12 protein-coding genes and 1 tRNA gene are annotated in these 18080 nt (G+C 59.4%); 11 read left to right on the top strand and 2 right to left on the bottom strand.

All coding sequences use genetic code 11. The features are described from left to right. Nucleotides 1–156: 156 nt before the first annotated feature. The 11 genes from P3T17_RS11795 (at nucleotide 157) to P3T17_RS11845 (ending at nucleotide 15712) form a co-directional block, all read left to right on the top strand. Nucleotides 157–744, top strand: coding sequence for a phosphoheptose isomerase (locus P3T17_RS11795; protein WP_074263120.1), 588 nt, complete (start codon nucleotides 157–159; stop codon nucleotides 742–744). A 20-nt stretch (nucleotides 745–764) separates the two neighbouring features. Next, a complete protein-coding gene (locus P3T17_RS11800) occupies nucleotides 765–1556 on the top strand; it encodes a BON domain-containing protein (protein WP_429406796.1) in 792 nt (263 codons plus the stop codon). A 14-nt stretch (nucleotides 1557–1570) separates the two neighbouring features. After that, entirely contained in the window at nucleotides 1571–1936 is a 366-nt protein-coding gene (locus tag P3T17_RS11805) for a c-type cytochrome (RefSeq protein WP_429407201.1), read from the top strand. Nucleotides 1937–1999: 63 nt separating this feature from the next. After that, nucleotides 2000–2075: transfer RNA gene (locus P3T17_RS11810), tRNA-Ala, on the top strand. Nucleotides 2076–2265: 190 nt separating this feature from the next. Further along, complete coding sequence (locus P3T17_RS11815) at nucleotides 2266–3480, top strand: tyrosine-type recombinase/integrase (protein ID WP_429406798.1); 1215 nt, start codon at nucleotides 2266–2268, stop codon at nucleotides 3478–3480. A gap of 537 nt (nucleotides 3481–4017) precedes the next feature. Beyond that, nucleotides 4018–6192 (top strand): anti-phage ZorAB system protein ZorA, encoded by a 2175-nt coding sequence (zorA, locus tag P3T17_RS11820; RefSeq protein ID WP_429406800.1) that lies wholly within the window; start codon nucleotides 4018–4020, stop codon nucleotides 6190–6192. 18 nt (nucleotides 6193–6210) lie between these two features. Next, nucleotides 6211–6969, top strand: a complete 759-nt coding sequence (locus tag P3T17_RS11825) for a flagellar motor protein MotB (RefSeq protein WP_429406802.1) — start codon at nucleotides 6211–6213, stop codon at nucleotides 6967–6969. Then, a complete protein-coding gene (locus P3T17_RS11830; RefSeq protein ID WP_429406803.1) occupies nucleotides 6948–8654 on the top strand; it encodes an EH signature domain-containing protein in 1707 nt (568 codons plus the stop codon). The genes P3T17_RS11825 and P3T17_RS11830 overlap by 22 nt, the downstream gene beginning before the upstream one ends. Before the next feature lie 85 nt (nucleotides 8655–8739). After that, nucleotides 8740–11967, top strand: coding sequence for a DEAD/DEAH box helicase (locus P3T17_RS11835; protein ID WP_429406805.1), 3228 nt, complete (start codon nucleotides 8740–8742; stop codon nucleotides 11965–11967). Nucleotides 11968–12011: 44 nt separating this feature from the next. Then, nucleotides 12012–14390 carry an AAA family ATPase gene (locus P3T17_RS11840; protein ID WP_429406807.1) on the top strand — a complete coding sequence of 793 codons (2379 nt, stop codon included), beginning with the start codon at nucleotides 12012–12014 and terminating at the stop codon, nucleotides 14388–14390. Beyond that, entirely contained in the window at nucleotides 14387–15712 is a 1326-nt protein-coding gene (locus P3T17_RS11845; protein ID WP_429406809.1) for an McrC family protein, read from the top strand. Before P3T17_RS11840 ends, P3T17_RS11845 begins: the two co-directional genes overlap by 4 nt. Nucleotides 15713–16069: 357 nt before the next feature. Here P3T17_RS11845 and P3T17_RS11850 read toward each other — a convergent pair whose 3' ends face one another. Beyond that, nucleotides 16070–16774 carry a protein mobD gene (locus tag P3T17_RS11850; RefSeq protein WP_429406811.1) on the bottom strand — a complete coding sequence of 235 codons (705 nt, stop codon included), beginning with the start codon at nucleotides 16772–16774 and terminating at the stop codon, nucleotides 16070–16072. A 9-nt stretch (nucleotides 16775–16783) separates the two neighbouring features. Further along, nucleotides 16784–17245, bottom strand: a complete 462-nt coding sequence (locus tag P3T17_RS11855) for a hypothetical protein (RefSeq protein WP_429406812.1) — start codon at nucleotides 17243–17245, stop codon at nucleotides 16784–16786. Nucleotides 17246–18080: the final 835 nt, after the last annotated feature.

An 18080-nucleotide genomic window follows, 5' to 3' on the forward strand; every position in this document is an offset into this window, starting at 1 on the left:
TGCGATAAACTTGCGCTCGCGTACGAGTGACACGGCGAACGCGTCCCAGACGGTTCCGGTGACGCATCGGCGTTGCCTGCACCGTCAGCCAGAATAACCTGTCTTCACAACACGGCCGCGCGCAGCGGTCCATACGCGGCAAAAGATAGAGACTCGATGTCAGTCGAACGTATTCAACAGCACTTCCGCGACAACGCGGCAGTCACAACCGAAGCTCTCGAAACCCTCTCGATGCCGATCGCCGCTGCGATCGACACGATGTTTATGGCGCTTGCCAACGGCAACCGCATTCTTGCGTGCGGCAATGGTGGATCCGCGGCCAACGCGCAGCATTTCGCGGCCAAGCTGATGGGCCGTTTCGAGCGCGAACGCCCAGGCTTGCCTGCCATTGCGTTGACGGCCGACACGTCGATCATCACCGCGATCGCCAACGACGACGCGTTCGAGCAGGTGTTCGCGAAGCAGGTCTGGGCATTCGGCCAGCCTGGGGACGTACTGCTTGCCATCACGACCTCGGGCGATTCGGCGAACGTACTGGCCGCGATCGCGGCGGCGCACGAGCGCGAGATGATCGTGGTGGCGTTGACCGGCAGGAGCGGTGGCAAAGCGCACGAAGTATTGGGCGACACCGACATTCATATTTGCGTGCCCTCAGATCGCACCGCGCGTATTCAGGAAGTGCATTTGCTGACCATCCATTGTCTGTGCGACGGCATCGATGCCATGTTGCTGGGCGAAGACTGATTCCGAAGGAGAGCTAGTTAATGAGCGTATTCCGCATCAAGACGACACTGGTGAGGACCACACTGGTGGTGGGGCTGGCGGCAGGGCTGTCCGCGACGTTGCAGGGTTGCTTCCTGTTGGTGGCCGGCGCGGCCGGTGGCGGTGCGCTGGTTGCGACCGACCGGCGCACGCTTGGTGCGCAGACGGAGGATCGCGAGATTCAGGTGAAGTCGATCGCGCAGATCAACCAGAACCTGCCGGATCCCGCGCACGTCAACGTGTCGGTTTTCAATCGGCGCGTGCTGCTGACCGGCGAAGTGCCGGACGATGCATCGAAGCAGAAGGCCGAGCAGATTGTGCGTTCGCTCAACAATGTCACTTCCATCGTCAACGAGCTGACGATCGGGCCGGCTGCCGACCTGTCTTCGCGGACCAACGATTCGTACCTTGAAACGCGGGTCAAGACGGCGCTGATCGCCGAGAAGAACATTTCGGCGAACAACTTCAAGGTGGTGTGCGAGAACGGCTCGGTGTATCTGATGGGTCTTGTTACGCGCGATGAAGGCGCCCGTGGCGCCGACGTGGCGAGCCGCGTGCCGGGTGTGACGCAGGTGGTGAAGGTGTTCCAGTACATCCTGCCGCAAGACGCAACTGCGACGAGCGCGCCGGCGGCCAGCGCGCCGGTTGCGTCGCAGCCTCCGCCGACGCCGGATGCGACGGTGGGTGCGGTGCCCGATTCGTCGGTGAGTTCGCGTCCGCTTGAGCAGCAGGCGCCTGCGCCGGTGACGAATTCGAGCCCGGTTCATCCGGGGAATCCGGCGGTTAGTCAATGAAGTTGCGGGGCTTGATGCGGCGTTGCGTGGTGATGCTCGGGGTGCGGAAATCGGGGGCTTTGGTTGTTGCTCTGGTGGGCCTTGCCGGGTTGGTGACGGCGGCGCGGGCGGATGATGCACCGCGCGGTCAGATGATCGCGCGCGCCAATGCTTGCATGGGCTGTCACGCGGTGGACCGCAAGGTCGTCGGGCCTTCGTTTCAGCAGATCGCGGCGAAGTACAAGGGCGATGCGCAAGCGCCCGCGAAACTTGTGAACAAGGTTAAGGATGGTGGTTCGGGTGTGTGGGGTGTTTTGCCGATGCCCCCGCACCTGGCGATGAGCGATGCGGATATCCGCACGGTTGTGGATTGGGTGCTCGCCGGGGCGCCTTCCAGGTGAGGTTTTGTTGGGCCTGGCGGCTTGGCAAAACGGAAAAACCTTGTGCTAGAATCGTTTGTCGTTGGGGGGGTAGCTCAGCTGGGAGAGCGTCGCGTTCGCAATGCGAAGGTCGGGAGTTCGATCCTCCTCCTCTCCACCATCACGTGTTCCAGGTAGTTCCAGAGAATTCCGCAAACCCCGCGTCCCGTAAGGCTCGCGGGGTTTTTGTTTCCATTTCGGGATTGTGGTTTCCGTTGACAGCCGGGGGCCTTTCAGCGCAGCTTTAGGGGCATCAGGCCCATTTTTGAGCCTGCCGGGAATTTAGGCCCCCACGCTACGGGAGGTGTCCCATGCCTCTTACCGATCTGGAAGTTCGCCGGGCTACCGCGCATGAGAAGACGTACCGCGTCTCCGACGGCCGCGGCATGTATCTCGAGATTTCTCCGTCCGGCGGCAAATACTGGCGCCTCAAATACCGGTTCAACGATCGGGAGCGGAAGCTCGCGCTGGGCGTGTATCCGGATGTCACACTCGCCCACGCCCGAAGAAAGCGCGACGAAGCCCGTGCTATGCTGGCCGATGGCATCGACCCCGGCCAGGCCAAGAAGGATAAGAAACGCCTGGCGCGGCTCAACGCGGCCACGACTTTTGAGGCCGTCGCGCTCGAGTGGTTCGAGCTGCAGGCGCCCGGCTGGGCACCCAGCCACTCCGAGAAGATCATGGGGCGGCTGAAGAAGGACCTGTTCCCGTGGCTTGGTTCGCGTCCCATTGCCGACATCACCCCACCTGAAGTCCTCGAAGTGCTGCGCCGTGCCGAGAAGCGCGGTGCTCACGACACCGCACACCGGCTTCAGCAGAACTGCGGCCAGATCTTTCGCTACGCCGTGGTGACCGGGCGCGCGATGCGTGACGTAAGCGCCGATTTACGCGGCGCGCTGCGTCCCAACCGGCATACCCACTTCGCCTCGATTACGGATCCACAGAAAGTCGGGGAAATGCTGCGGGCCTTCGATAGCTTTTCCGGGACACTGGTCGTGCGCGCCGCGCTGCAACTTGCGCCGTTGTTGTTTGTGCGGCCCGGCGAACTGAGGCAGGCTGAATGGGCGCAGATCGATCTGGAACGGCGCGAATGGCGCTATACCGTTTCCAAGACGAAGACGGAGCATCTGGTACCACTGGCCACACAGGCGGTGGATATCCTGAAAGAGTTGCAGGCGTTGACGGGCAAATGGCGGTGCGTCTTTACGGGTCGCGATCGCAGAAAGCCTATGAGTGGCGCGGCGATCAATGCCGCGTTGCAGCGGCTGGGCTTTGATACGAAGACCGAGATCACCGGGCACGGATTCCGGGCTATGGCTCGGACCATCCTGCATGAGCGGCTTCGGTTTCCGGCCGAAGTCATCGAGCACCAGCTGGCCCACCAGGTACCCGACTCGCTCGGAAGTGCCTACAACCGCACGCGGTTCATCGACGACCGGATCACGATGATGCAGGCATGGGCCGATTATCTGGATCGGCTGAAGGCCGGCGCTGAGGTGGGGCCGATCCGGCCGAGAGGCGTTTGACGCGAGGTTTTTCGTGGTGGCGGAATGCAGTTGGTCGTCGTTCGGTGGCCGGGAAATCCATTGCGCCGTGAACTGAAATCGAATACCTGGCACGACAGATCGCTCAAAAGTCGGAGCTGCGCGTTATCTGTGGTCACACGGTTACGTCTAGTCACATTTTGAAACATCGCGTGTATAGTACATGGCGTTGCATCCGGGGATCGGGCATGCCCACTAAAAGAATATCGGTCAGTTATCGCGTGTCGGCCCGTTTCAAGGAATTGCTTGAAGCTGCCGCTAAACATGAAAATCGCAGCCAGACGAACTTACTCGAGACATTGCTCTTGGAATTCTGTCGAGCGCGAAAAATAGAACCAGATTCAGAGAGACCAAAATCCATGAGCCACTTCCAATAGCAATTGACCTCCTGACGTTCGGCCGCGCGTTCGCATACTCGCTGCGCCGCTCTGTCGATCGAATCCTGCGCCGAGTGGACCACACTTGCGTCGCCCTACAAAGGGATTCGCTTGATCCAATTATTTCTAGTGTCATGTGCTCATGAGCCTCGCTTCTGCTGCGCTTTCCACGATCTTGCATGTGTCCGTCTTGTCGGCGCTGGCCTTCGCGCTGGCGTTTTTCATCGGGCAGTTCGCGCTTCCTTTCTTCCGCGTCCGACGGGAACTCGGCCAAGCCATACGGGCGCTGAAGGCGTTAAAAGACGCAGACCAACGCGTCGATGCGGACAGCATCGGCGAAAAGGTCATGAAGAAATCGGCGTTCGAGCATTGCTGGGATGAATATCGCGACACCCTTCACGCTCAGAAGCACGTCAACGCGGAGGGCATCGCGGAGACGAGCCGCTGGCGCGCGACGGCGACCGCGAGCACCTTCTTTACCGAGCAGGCGTTGATCGACGCGCCATTGCGAACGGAGTTCTACAAACATCTGCCTGGCATTCTGACCGGTATCGGCATCATCGGTACCTTCTCGGGCCTGATTCTTGGCCTGAACGGATTCAAGATCACGGACGATCCTCAAGTCGTGCGTGGCAGCCTCGAATCGCTTGTGTCGAGCGTCGGCGGCGCATTTTTGCTGTCGGGCCTGGCCATCTTTCTTGCGATGATCGTGACGACCGTCGAAAAGGCCATGGTCAACAAGCTCTACACGTTGCTCGACAAGCTCTGCGGCGACGTCGACGGCCTGTTCGAATCCGGCGCTGGCGAGGAATACCTGCAACGGCTCGTCGAAGCGTCCGAAACCTCGGCCACGCAGGCGATGCAGATGAAGGAGTCGCTTGTCACGGATCTGAAACAGGTTCTGAGCGAGTTGACGCAGCAGCAGATCGCGGCGATCACGAACACGAGCACCGAACTCGGCAGATCGATCACGACGAGTCTGTCCGAAGGTTTGGCGGAGCCGCTCGCGCGAATCTCGAACGCGGTGCAGTCGGTCGGCAATAGTCAGGGCGAGGCGGTGAACAGGCTACTCACCGACGTGTTGTCGAGCTTTACCGCACAGATGGAGAACATGTTCGGCTCGCAGTTGCGCGGCATGAACGACATGCTGCTTAAAACAGCGAATACGATCGAAACGGCGTCGCACGGTTTCGAGGCGCTCGCTAGCCAGATCCAGCAAGCCGGTGCGGGCGCCGCTGACGCGATGGCCAAGCGCGTCGAGGAAGCGCTCGAGCAGATCCAGGTTCGACAATCGGAAGCCAACGACCAGATGCGCGCGTTCGTCGATCAGCTGAAGGAAAACGTCGCGCGTGGGCAAGCTGAATCGGCAGAACTGACCAACGACATGTTGCGTCAGCTGAGCGAGAGCACTTCGTCACTGGTCAGGGGCTTGCAAGAGCAAAGCCACGCGAGCCAGTCCGAAGCAGCTGCACGTCAGGCCGAAGCGAGCGAACAGATGCGCGCGTGGATCGAAGAGGCACGCGCTGGAATGGCCAAAGGCCAGAGCGATGCCGCGGATGCGTCGACGCGCCTGATTGGTCAGCTCGGGGACAAGGCGGGGGAAATGTTCGAGTCGCTCAAGACGCAGAGCGCGGCTGCGCACGAAGAACACAGCAAACGCCTGGCACAACTCGCAGAGCAGATCGCCGGCCTACTTGACGAACAAGCCGGGCAGATCGCGAAGGTTACCGAGGCGGTCGATCGCGGAAGTGTCGCGATGCTCGACGTGGTGAACAAGCTGAACGCCGCGACGCATGGCAACATTGAACGCATGGGGCAAGGCGCCGAACGCCTGCACGACGCGTCCGCGCGCCTCGCTGATAACCTTCAGTCCATGAGGGCCGCGAGCGACGGCGTGACCGGCACGGCTGAGCGCCTCAACCAGGCGGCCGCTTCCCTCACAAGCTCGCTAAGCAGCGTACAGCAGGCACTCGCCGATCAGCGCAACGTGCGCGATTCGCTCGCCGGCATGGTCACCGAACTGCGCGGCGTGGTGGAAACCGTCTCCCGCGAGGCGACGGTCAAGCGCGATCTGATAGCGTCGATGGAGCAGGCGAGCCACTCCATGCGGGAGGCGCAGGAGATGACGCGCCGGCATCTGGCCGATCTTGTCGAAGACATGACGAAGGTTCACGCCGAGTTCGCCGAACAGATCAAGCGGACCTTGCGCGAGGGCAACAGCTCGTTCCATAGCGAGCTTGCACAGGCGACGGGGATTTTGAAGGGCGCGATCGTCGATCTGGGCGAAGTCTTCGACCGTCTGCCGACTGCAGCCTGACAAGAGATCGGATAAAACATGTTGGGCATGCAGACACCCGCGCGGCGACGCAGCCGTGACGAAGGCGAAAAGCCATTCTGGATCTCGTTCGCTGACCTGATGACGGCGCTGATGGTGCTGTTCCTCGTCGCGCTGAGCGTGGCTTTACTCGCGGTGACCAAACACGTGTCGGAGGCGGAGCGCGAGGAAAAAGAGCGCTCCGAGCAGATCAGCGCGCTTATGAAGGAAGTAGAACACGTGGCCAGCCAGTTCGAGGGCGTCCGCGTCATCGGCACGACGATCGACTTCGGGCCACGCGGTCGTTTCGAGCGCGAAGGGCAGAACATTCTTTCTGACCCGCAGCGCGAGCTACTGCGCGACTTTACGCCGCGTCTTCTGGAGCAATTGCGCACGACCGATGCAGGCAAGAACTGGTTCAAGCGCGCGACCGTGGAAGGTTACGCAAGCCGTAGCGGCAAGTATCTGTTCAACCTGAATCTCAGTCTTGAGCGCAGCGAGCGCGTGCTGTGTGAACTGCTGCGCGATCCTGGCCACGGCGAGCCGCTGTTGTCCTTTGCGGATCGCAAGCTGGTGGCGACACGTTTCTTTGTCGGTGGCGCGTCGTTCAACTCGTTGCGCGCGACTGCGGACGACAGCCGACGCATCGAATTCAAGCTGGAATTCAAGTCGCGCCAGGAGCGCAAGGATGAAGCCGCTCACGCGTCGCCCGAAACCGATGACGCGGCGCTCGAACAAGCTCTCGACCCGAAAGAACGATGCCCACTGATCGACCGCTGACATCCATCGGAAAGAAACTGATGGAAGCCATGCTGCCTGATCGTCCCGGCGCATGGGCAAACCCACGCGAAATGACCTTGGCGTTGCGTGAGGTTCGTCGCGCGTTCGGCGACCATGGTGACGTACCGTCGCTGGATCAGCTGAAGATCGCACTACGGGCGTTCTTCGCCGATCGCACTGATCTGAGTCCGACCCAGGTCAAATACGTCTGCTACGGCGTTACGGTGCCATGGGATAACACCGAGGATGGCACACGGATCATCGACGATCGCACGCTGTTTGAGGCGCTGCTGACATTGCTGCGTGATTATGAGGCGCAGGAAAGGCGTTTTCGCAACTGCTATCAGGGCCTGTTGCATGGCTACTTCGGCTTCAGGCGCGATCACGGCGACACTTCGTCCGCGCACTCTAACTGGACCGACTTGCGCCGTTATCTGAGCGACCGTTTACCGCCGATGCATGCGAGCGCGAAATCGCGTGGGTTCGTGCCGATATGGATCGACACACTCAGCGAGCATAAGAACCTGCTCACGGAAGATCCCTGCAGTCGCTATGCGGACACGTTCGAGGCGGGTAGAACGGATGAACTCCGCGCCTTGTTCGGCGAACTCGGCATCGAATCAAATTCGTGGGTCTGGGACGAAGTGGTCATGGGCTATGTTCGCACGATTTGCGAGCGCGGCGACGCGGACTTTCAGGCCGCGTTGGAAATTGTGCTGCCTTTTCTGAACGGCAAGGCGAACATCAAGCTGCCGCAATTGCTCGCCGTGCACGCGGCCGCAATGGTGGTGAAGCGTTACGCGCAGTGCCGGAACCGTCCGGAACACGATGGGCTGCGCGATACATGCGTCGCTTTGATAGGCAACCCGTGGCTCGATCCGACGGCCTGGCATGCTCAAGTCGGCCATGAACCGGCGCGCGAGATGGTCGAGGGATGGCTGAAGCGCCGGCTGATTAGGGACTTCTTCGAAGTTCTGGCAAAGGATGGGGCGGCGGATCTGCGGCGGCTCAAATACTGGCTCAAGTGGGAACCCGAGATTTCCGACATGTGGTTCGTGCTTGGGGAGGACGCGCAACGCAACAAAACCGCTGCGTTCAATAACGTACGCAAGCGCATGGGCCGCAAGGCTCGGCTGCTTAAGGATGCCGCCGATGACAACAACGCATTTGTCATGCGCATCGGTTCGCTGCTGGTGATCGAGTTTGGCGTCACCGGTAACGCTTGTTACGTATTCGATGATTCGAAGGTCCCGGTTGATCTTGATGCGCCGGTATTCAGCATCCGTCTCCTGAAAAATCAGGTGCGCGCGGCGCTCAGGCTTTCGCATATCGGATCGTGGGAATACAACTTCGACGTCAGGCTCCGCGAAGCGCTCGACCGCGCGCCAACGCGCGCACGAGTTAACAGCACAGCTATCGGTCGCACGCGGGCCGCCGAGAAGCCGGCTTACCCCGCGGTGTCTTCGGCCATCGCGCCGCCGCGTGCTACCCCTCCCGAAGGATGGGAAATTCAGGAAATGCTGCTCAAGTGTGCGAAGCACGGCATCTCGTACGAAGACAACCGCCGGAAAAGCGGGGCCTTGTGGGTCCTGCTCGGTGACCCGAAACGCAGCCCACGCATCGCCGAGGAACTGGTCGAATTGGGCTTTACGTTCAAGGAAGGCAGCGGCTTCTGGATAAAGTGAAGGGACATCCATGCTGGCAAGGTTATTTGGTCGCTACAAAATCGAAACGCCCGAAGCGATCGCTGGAACAAAAGCAGCGCCGGGCGTGCCCCTGACCATCGACGCAGAAGGATTTCGCTATGCCTCACCGGCGCCGCTTGCGAAGCAATGGCTCGCCGCGCCGTTCGATTATCCCGAACTCGCGGAACTTGGCGCGCATCTGGCCCAAGTCGAGCAAGAGGGATTGGGCTTCGCGATGGAATCAGAGTTCTTACTGTCGTGGGAGCATGTCTATGCGATCGTCGCCCATCCCGAACTGAGTGCCTTCCGCAGGGCGCTGCGTTTCCCGCCGGATAGCGCGATGCGGCCGCGGCTGGCGAGCACCGGCTCGCTCGGTGATGCGGACTTCTCTTTGCGCTTCGACGAATGGGTGGATGCACAGGGACGCGGCGCGCGTCCCGCGCCAAAGCTAATCGGCAAAACCTTGCGTACGGCCGAGTCCGAGGCGTTGCTGCCGCTACCCGTCAGCGAAATGCTGGACTTGCTCGCCCGCTTTCATGCCACACCGGCTGATGATCGCACGCTCCCTTTCAAGGAGCATATTTACGGCCGCGTGCGCACGCTCGCGGCGCAGAGCGGCTGCCCGATGTCCGACTATGTCGCCAGCACTGTGGTGCTGGCGCCGGACCATCTGAAGCTCGATATCCAACGACGCGGTGAAGGCGACGCCACCGTCCTCGAAGTCGTGCCCAGATTCGACAACGCGCCCGACAAATGGGTCACGCAGTTCGACCGCCTGCCGCTGCAGGATCGCTACGAGGTGCCGGAAGGGCGCGCGCTCGTACGCATCGTGCCCGTGCCCGAGGTAAAGTCGGTCCTCGGCGAAATCAAACAGGAGATGCGCGGCCGACGCGTGGCGGGACCGCGCGCCCAGGCTTTCGTGCGCAATCCGTTCGCGACTCTCGGCGAAAGCGCGAGAAATGTTCTCGATCCGAATGAATTCGAGGCGGCATGCGAGGCTGCGGGCATCGTCTTCAAGTCCTTCACGCCGCAGGTGGAACGCGGCGAGCGTGGGCAGATCGAACGCGTTGGATTGCTCGTGCATCCAATTTCGGTGGGCGAGCAGGAAGCGATGATGACATGGATCGCCTCGCCCGACGATCTGTCCTCATTCGCTGACCGATTGACCCGTGCGCTCGACGACGGCTCGCAATGTGTCACGTGGGGCGATCACGAATTGGAGATCGTTGGCGACACGATCGACCATCTTCAAATACTGTCGAGCTGGTTGCGCGAATGGAAAAGTCCCGCGCTATGGACTGCCGCCGAGGTGCTCGACCTAAGTCACTATTCCGCACGTATCGACGAGATCGGCGAGGAGCGCCCGTTCGCTGTTCCGGTCATCGCCTTGAATCGCGAGGAGGGCGGCTGGTTCGAGAACAATACGACGATCGGCCTACGAGTCGACGATCCCGCTAATGGCGGCATGCGCTACGTGCCGCTCGAATTCGGCGAGATTCCGTCGCTGCAAGAATCGGTGAAGGCGGCGCGCACGGCGGGCGCGGATCGCGTCTCGCTGCCCGGGCTGCTGCAGCCGATCCCTATTGTCGATGCACAACGCGCTCTCGACGCACTTGCCAAAGCTTGTGCCGACGTGCAGCGCCGTGAATTTAAAGGTGGCGGTGGTGCAAGGCCGGCCGCCAAAAAACGGCTCATCATCAAGCACAATTTCGAGGACATCGAATACAACGAAGCGCGCGCCGACGCGCTGCAGATGCCGCCCGATCGCACCCCGATCGTTCCTCGCTCGCTCAAGACTGACATTACGCTCAAGCCGCATCAGGAGGTGGGCATCGCGTGGCTGCAGCATTTGTGGGAACTGTCGCCGTCGGCATGCCGGGGCACCGTGCTCGCAGACGACATGGGGCTCGGCAAGACGCTTCAATTGCTCACCTTCATGGCGTCGTGCTTCGAGCGCGATCCGCAACTCGAGCCCGCGCTGATCGTCGCGCCGGTCGCGCTGCTCGAGAACTGGCGCAACGAATTGGAGCGCTTTTTCGAGGCGGACACGCTGCCGCTCCTGCTGCTCTATGGCGAGACGCTCAAATTATTGCGTGCCAGCCGTCAGGAGATCGACGAGAGCCTCGCGTCGCAGGGCGTGACGCGGCTATTGAAGCGGGATTGGCTCAAGGGCGCCCGTCTCGTGCTCACAACTTACGAGACCATGCGCGATCTGGAATTTGCGCTGGCACGTCAGCCATGGTCGATCATGGTGTGCGACGAGGCGCAGAAGATCAAGAATCCCGCCGCGCTCGTTACGCGCTCGGCGAAAAAGCAAAAGGTGCGCTTTCGCATCGCCTGCACGGGCACGCCCGTGGAAAACACGCTGGCCGACTTGTGGTGCCTGTTCGACTTTGTGCAGCCCGGCATGCTGGGCGCGCTGAATCACTTTTCCCGCGTGTATCGGCGGCCCATCGAAGCGAAAAGCGAGGAACAACGGACGAAGGTTGAAGAATTGCGCGGAGTCATCCAGCCGCAGATCCTCCATCGGAAGAAGACGGACGTTGCGAAAGACTTGCCGGTGCCGGTCGAGGATTCGTTCTGCAAGCGGCTGCCGATGTCTGCATTTCAGCAGCGGCACTACGAAACCGCGCTCGCGACGTTGCGAGAGCATCGCGAGACCGACCCGTCGGCCCAGTTGCAGGCGCTTCTGGCGATCCGCAAGATTTGCACGGACCCCCACGGCTTCGCGGAGCCTGATACACGCGAAATCTCGATCAAGCGGCTCGTAGATGAGTCACCCAAGATGGGCTGGCTCGTGAAAACGCTCAAGGAGCTCCGCGCCGATGAGCCGGGACGCCATAAGGTCATCGTGTTTTGCGAATTCCGGGAGCTTCAACTCGTTCTGCAGCGCGTCGTAGCTGCACTCTTCGGTTTTGCACCGAGTATCGTGAACGGCGAGACATCAGCCGATCCGCGCGCGGTCAACAATCGCCAGCAGTTGATTGATGCGTTCCAGGCGAGTCCGGGATTCAACGTGATTATCCTATCGCCGTTAGCGGTCGGGTTTGGCGTGAACATTCAGGCGGCAAATCACGTTGTTCATTTCACGCGCACATGGAATCCTGCGAAGGAGGACCAGGCGACAGCGCGGGCGTATCGCATTGGTCAGACGCGCACAGTCACGCTCTACTATCCGGGGGTCGTCAGCGATGATTTTCCGAGTTTCGACGTGCGCCTCGACGCCCTTCTACAGCGCAAGCGCGCGTTGGCGGGGGACATGTTGAACGGTTGCAGTGATCTGACGGCTGCGGACTTTGCGGATTTCGGCTAAGCGCAGTCGGCCTCATGTTGATATTTATTGGCAAAAGAACAAATATGAAACTGATTGAAGTCTTCAGTGATCTCGTTTCTGCGAACGTCAGACATCAAGAGCCAAATGGAGCACCGGATACGTTCGCGGAGTTCCTGAATACGTTCCCCGTCGACAGAATCGAGAAGCTCACGCTCGACGGATACTGTCTCGGCGCCCGAGGCAACGGCGAAATGAAAAGCTTCTCTTGGTGGTTGGAACACGGCCTCCAACCCGCGTTGGGCAGTTACGCGCCTGGAACCGCCAAGGGTCATCTGCTTTACTGGCAGAAGGACGGAACACTCTACAAAAACCGGCATCTAGAGAAGCTGTCAGATGTGGATGCGTTGAATGCCGTGCTGCGATTGCACGCTCACGTTGCGAGTACTCGCACGCTTGACGAGGCTCGTTCGCTGGACGATCAGCAGGCGCTGGAAGGCGGGCTTGCTCTTCCGCCCGGATTCAGCATGTCAGATGGACGCGTTCTGCGCTTGCTTGCTGCGTATCACCCCGAATTCAGTCTGCCGATCTACTCGCAGAAGCATTTGCCTTATTTCCTTGAATGCTTCGGTATCGAACGCGATGAGATGGCTACCGGCGCAGTCGCTCGAATGCTGCAACTGTTTGGAGTCTACGACGCCGTGCGCGAGCATGTGCCGGACGTGACGCCTTGGGGCTTCGTCAATACGCTATATAAGGCTGGTGAGCAACTGGAAATAAGGCCGCCTAGGACCTCGCATGCATATGCGGGCTCGGGCCGCAAGAAGGCAGAAAGTTCGGCCGTGCCGACAGGGCAGGGCGATGCCTCCGACGACACACAACGCGGCGCTGAGCAGCAGCCGCCACTGAATCAAATTCTCGTCGGGCCGCCCGGGACCGGCAAAACGCGTCACACAATTCTCAAGGCGCTCGAAATCATCGAGCCGGATCTTTTCGAAGAGCACAATCCGGACAGTCCAGACGGCTTCAGGTCGCTCAAGGAACGCTTCGACGAACTTCGCGACGAACAGCGTATCCGCTTCGTGACCTTCCACCAGAGCTTCAGTTACGAAGACTTCGTGGAAGGGCTGCGCATGAGCATCTCTGAATCCAAGGACGATCTGGATGACGCGGAAGGGGCCACCTCTGAGTTGCGCCCCGAAGCCGGCGTCTTCAAGCAGATAGCCACCCTTGCGAGCAACGATGCGATGCGGGAAAGCGTCGGCGATGGCATCGCTCTTTCCGGGCGTGTCTGGAAAATATCACTGAATGGAACGCAATTTAATTCGGTGAAAGAGTGGTGTTTTGCAAATGGTCAAGCACGCATCGGCTGGAACCGGGCCGGCGATTTACACAATCAGCAGCCGGAGGAGGTGGAGTATTTTAAGCAACTCGGGCGCAACGAAAAGAAGTCGCTGACGTACTTCTCGCAGGAGATTCAGGTCGGCGACATGTTGCTGTCAATCGACAGCAACACCTCTGTCGATGCTGTCGGCATCGTTCAAAAGCCGTATTTTTACGACCCGGCCCCCTTCGAGAGATTTCCTCAGGCTATCGAGGTGCGTTGGATCGCGCGGGGGAGCATCCCTTTTCAAAGCCTCAACGGCGGCAAATTGTTCGCGCTTTCGACTGTGTCGCCGATGCACCGGATGTCTCAATCGTCCGTCGTGAAGCACTTGGCCGCGCAGCAAGTGTCTATCGAGCAGATTGGACAGAAGCGACAGCGGCGTCCCTACGTGCTCATCATCGACGAGATTAATCGCGGCAACGTCTCTCGCATTTTTGGCGAACTGATCACGTTACTCGAACCCAGCAAGCGCGAAGGCGCGGCCGGTGAAACCCAGCAGGTGATTCTGCCCTACAGCAAAGCACCATTTACGGTTCCCGACAACCTTTACATCGTCGGCACGATGAACACCGCCGACCGCTCGCTTGTTCCGTTGGATACGGCACTACGTCGCCGCTTCCATTTCGAGGAACTGATGCCTGATGCTAGTGTTCTGAGCGGCATTACCGTGGAAGAGGAGATCAATATCGCGAAGATGTTTAGTGTGATGAACGAGCGCATCACCGCTCTGCTGGGCCGAGAGCGCACGCTCGGGCACAGTTATTTTCTTCCGCTCAGGGACGACCAAAGCATCGGCGCGCTTTCCCGAATCTTCTCCAAGCAGATCATCCCCCTGCTGCAGGAATATTTCTTCAACGACTGGCAACGAATTCAATGGGTTTTGAAAGATCAGAAGAAAAAGCCGGAACATCGTTTCGTCATTGACGGATTTCCCTCGCACGGCCAAGACCTCGGCAAGCTTTTTGGTGATGACGCGGTGGCGCAAGCGCTCGGCGAGATACGCCATTGGACAGTCAACGAAGCCGCATTCAACGAACGCGAGAGTTACCTCGGCATCTACGACAAGGATCATGCATGACCGTTGCCGTCGCGATCCGGGAGTTCGGCGTTCTGAGCACCGTCCCAGGGCCGCAGTCGCTCGACTATCGCACTGTGTCCGCGCATGACTTTGAAAGCCTTTTAACGCTTACGGCCGCGCTGGGATCAAAGGACGTCGCTCCCCTGCGATTAACGATGCGCGGTGGCCGCCGCTGTCTTCAGGCTGTCAATTACGTTGGTATCATCGGAGGCTTCGGAGGATTTCAGCTTGAAATCCTGCCGAAGATCACGAACGCCCTGACCGAAGATCGCAGCCGCCGCCTTTTGATCCGGATGATCGAGCAGGCGATCGGGCTGCGCACGCTGGAAAGCGGCCCTGCTGTACTCGACGAGGCACGCATCCCATTGTTTGAAGTGCTCATTCAACGCTTCGTTCAAGTGGCACAGCGAGTCGCGGAGCGGGGATTGACGCATGCCTATGTAAGGACAGACGACTTGACGCCTTTTCTTCGCGGACGTCTCCGCGTCGAATCGTATCTGCGCAAACCGCCCACGCGTCGACACATTTTCGAGATCGAGCACGACATCTTTGTACCTGAGACACCCGAGAACCGCGTGATCGCGGCGTGCTTGTCGATCGTTGCTCACCTGACGCGTTTGCATCGGACCCGTCAGCAGATTGCTGAGGTCGCCGATACGTTCAGTCGGGTGACACAAAGTCATGACCCGCACCGCGACCTCGCGGCGTGGGACCCTAATGTACACGACCCTGCCTACCAGGCCATCCGGCCGTGGTGTGAGCTGATACTCGGTGGTAACTCGCCGCTCGGTCCAACGGAAAAGCGCGACACCTTCTCGCTGCTTTTCCCGATGGAGAAGCTCTTCGAACGTTATGTCACCCTACATATCGGCCGTATCTTAAACGAGGGGTGGAAAGTTGATCAGCAAATCGCCTCGCAGCATCTGGTACGACATTTGGATAAACCTTGGTTCAAGCTCAAGCCTGACATAGGCGTTTTTTGCACCTCGAACGGCAAAAAGACAATAAAGACTGTGCTGGACGTCAAATGGAAGCGGCTCGACGCGTCCAAAGGCGATTGGATGTCAAAGTACCACCTGTCGCAGGCAGACTTTTACCAACTGTTCGCGTACGGACATCGATATTTGAAAGATGCCGACGCGGACATGTTGCTGATCTATCCCCGCACTGAAGAATTTTCTGACCCGCTGGCCGTGTTCGACTTCGAGCGAGAGCGTCGCTTGCGCATATGGGCGGTACCTTTTTGTTTGGAAGAAGAAACGCTCATTCCGGGAGGCTGGGATGACCATGCGCCATGGTATCGGAGCGGAACAAATCCTTAGATCCAACGTTCCGCTTATTGAGAAGCGAAACTAATCGCCGCGACGAGACCTCTGGACCGACTTTAACCCGGGGCAGGAATACCTCAAGAAATGCGCACAGCGCGGGCGCTCGACGAGCGGGCGCGCAAGGTCCAACCGGCCCGTGATTGGTATCGATCAGAAACTGAACCTAAACCGAGCGCCATGGATGCTCGCTGACGCCTCGTGCCAGATGAAGGCCTAGCCTGGTAGGAGGGCACCGGCGGAGTCCCTCGGTTCATTCAAACAGGATACCCATCGGGGCATGCTCGACCAGACTGAGTGAAAGTGACCCGAAACTCGCATTCAAACGCAGAAGACTGGGTTGCGCTAGGGGATTCACCCGTGACGTCGAGAAGCAGGCGTCAACTGGGCGAACATCATGCTGAACAGCTCGCGCCAGCGCAGCAACTCCGCCCGCTCTCCGAGATGCATTGTTTCCGCCGCCTTGCGTATCGACAGACGCTGGCTGCGCAGTTCGTCCGCGACACGATCCGCGAGATCAGGAAAATCGAGCGACCGCCCTTGTGTTTCGATCGCCTTGCGAAGGTTTGACTCCCGGTACAACGCGAACTTTTCCGGCGCCCCGAAATAGCTGTTGCGCACAACGTGTGTAACAGCACTGGGGAATGTCGCGCCGAATTTCAGCAGCAACTCCAGGCTATCGCGTTGTCGATTGATGACCCATAGTACGACGAGACGCCGCGCCAGTTCGTCGAGCGCATTGGCGAGCGTCCCGCCGTACCGGGCGACGCCGGCCTGGCTGCGCGCTGCCGTATTGACAACCACGGTCGCGTCCCGGTGCAGATCGCAGAAATTGACGAAGTCAATCCAGCCGCTCACGTCGTCCAGATCACACGACCCACATTCGATCTCATCGTGAACAGCTTTCATCACATCGGGGTTGGACGTATCCGTCTCAACGAGCACGACATTGACATCCATCCGGAGAAGGTAATCGACCAGCGCCAGAGTAACGAGGCTCTTGCCAACACCGCCCTTGCTGCCCCCGATCACATAGATGGGGGGATTGTCCGTCGCCATGTCACACCTCTACAAGTTCTCGGTATCCGGGCTGACCGGAAATCCGAGAAAGCCCTGTGCCTGTTGCCCCGACCCGGTTGCTCTTTTATCCTCTTTCCGCTGCGATCCAGTGCGCAGCGCATTATCGCGCCCGGCACTGGCCTGTGCCGATGTCCTGTTCTGTGTGGGCGCTACATATCGACTTCGCACTGCTTCCTTGCGATCCTGTCGCACTCGCGCCTTTTGTTCCGCCCGGCGCATCGCATATCTCAGCGAGTTGACACTCACATCGATACCTTCCTGCGTCGCCTGGTCAATCAGTTCGATCAGCGTGTAACCTTTTTCACGTGCTGCACTGATCTGCGCTCGTATGGTCTTGACGCCGTCGCCGACCTTGAGCGATTGATTCTCTCTTGCCTTCTCTGGCAGCTCATCCAGCCTGCGCCCAAGGGCCTCCCACTGCCCTCGCGTGTAACTTCTGACAACCGGCATGACATGCTCCAATACAACCCATTGAATGCATCTTGCGCAGACGTTTTCGTGCCGTCAACACCCCATACACGCTGCTATCGGTTCTGACGGAATACTCTGGAATGCAGAGGATCATCACGGATTAGAAAATATTTTTTTATTCTGTTCGCCAGATTCCCGGCGGTGCATACGTATTCGAAGATGCTTGCCGTTCACGCACGTAGGCAACCACAGCACGAAGCGCCTCGTGAATGTCGATTCGCATTGAAAGATATCGTGAACAGATCCGAATTCAATTGCGCAAGAACTCGATGCGTGGCTGGCTTGCCCCGCCGTTGCCATGCATGTCATCATGCACAGTCTCCCGACCCGCACAAGCACTCACGGCATCCAGCAGTAGATCGAACCGACAAACATCCCTGTCTTACACGAGGTGATCATCGGTTGCACCGCTGATCATCTCGCGTTAACAGTCCTTGCATATGCCGCGGCATCTGACACGCTACGGAGCATTCTTTCAGCCGCACATCGGTCACCTGTTCGTACCGCTTCGGTAGCTGCACGACGCAATGCGATTTCACTGGCGTGCATTTCCGATTCGCATGTCGTGTGCACATTGCGTCCACAGAAGTGACACTCGACGCGGAAAACAACATGAAAATTGAGTGATGGCAGGATAGGCTACCGCCGGTTTTGGGCGCCATCTACTTGTCGAGTTATTTTTGCGTATGGATGGCTACGCATCGGCGTGTGCCTTCGGTCGCTAAAGAATCGCTAGGGAAGGGCGGAATCGAAATGGCAATGCTCCATGCAGCGTTGTTTCGATGGGTAGAATGAGTCGGCATAGATGAGTCGG

The organism is Paraburkholderia sp. GAS82, assembly GCF_050436285.1.
Taxonomy (GTDB): Bacteria; Pseudomonadota; Gammaproteobacteria; order Burkholderiales; family Burkholderiaceae; genus Paraburkholderia; species Paraburkholderia phenazinium_B.

Coding starts and splice junctions, on each gene's coding strand:
- P3T17_RS11795 (WP_074263120.1), top strand. CDS start 157: ATGTCAGTCGAACGTATTCAACAGCACTTCCGCGACAACGCGGCAGTC.
- P3T17_RS11800 (WP_429406796.1), top strand. CDS start 765: ATGAGCGTATTCCGCATCAAGACGACACTGGTGAGGACCACACTGGTG.
- P3T17_RS11805 (WP_429407201.1), top strand. CDS start 1,571: ATGCGGCGTTGCGTGGTGATGCTCGGGGTGCGGAAATCGGGGGCTTTG.
- P3T17_RS11815 (WP_429406798.1), top strand. CDS start 2,266: ATGCCTCTTACCGATCTGGAAGTTCGCCGGGCTACCGCGCATGAGAAG.
- zorA (WP_429406800.1), top strand. CDS start 4,018: ATGAGCCTCGCTTCTGCTGCGCTTTCCACGATCTTGCATGTGTCCGTC.
- P3T17_RS11825 (WP_429406802.1), top strand. CDS start 6,211: ATGTTGGGCATGCAGACACCCGCGCGGCGACGCAGCCGTGACGAAGGC.
- P3T17_RS11830 (WP_429406803.1), top strand. CDS start 6,948: ATGCCCACTGATCGACCGCTGACATCCATCGGAAAGAAACTGATGGAA.
- P3T17_RS11840 (WP_429406807.1), top strand. CDS start 12,012: ATGAAACTGATTGAAGTCTTCAGTGATCTCGTTTCTGCGAACGTCAGA.
- P3T17_RS11845 (WP_429406809.1), top strand. CDS start 14,387: ATGACCGTTGCCGTCGCGATCCGGGAGTTCGGCGTTCTGAGCACCGTC.
- P3T17_RS11850 (WP_429406811.1), bottom strand. CDS start 16,774: ATGGCGACGGACAATCCCCCCATCTATGTGATCGGGGGCAGCAAGGGC.
- P3T17_RS11855 (WP_429406812.1), bottom strand. CDS start 17,245: ATGCCGGTTGTCAGAAGTTACACGCGAGGGCAGTGGGAGGCCCTTGGG.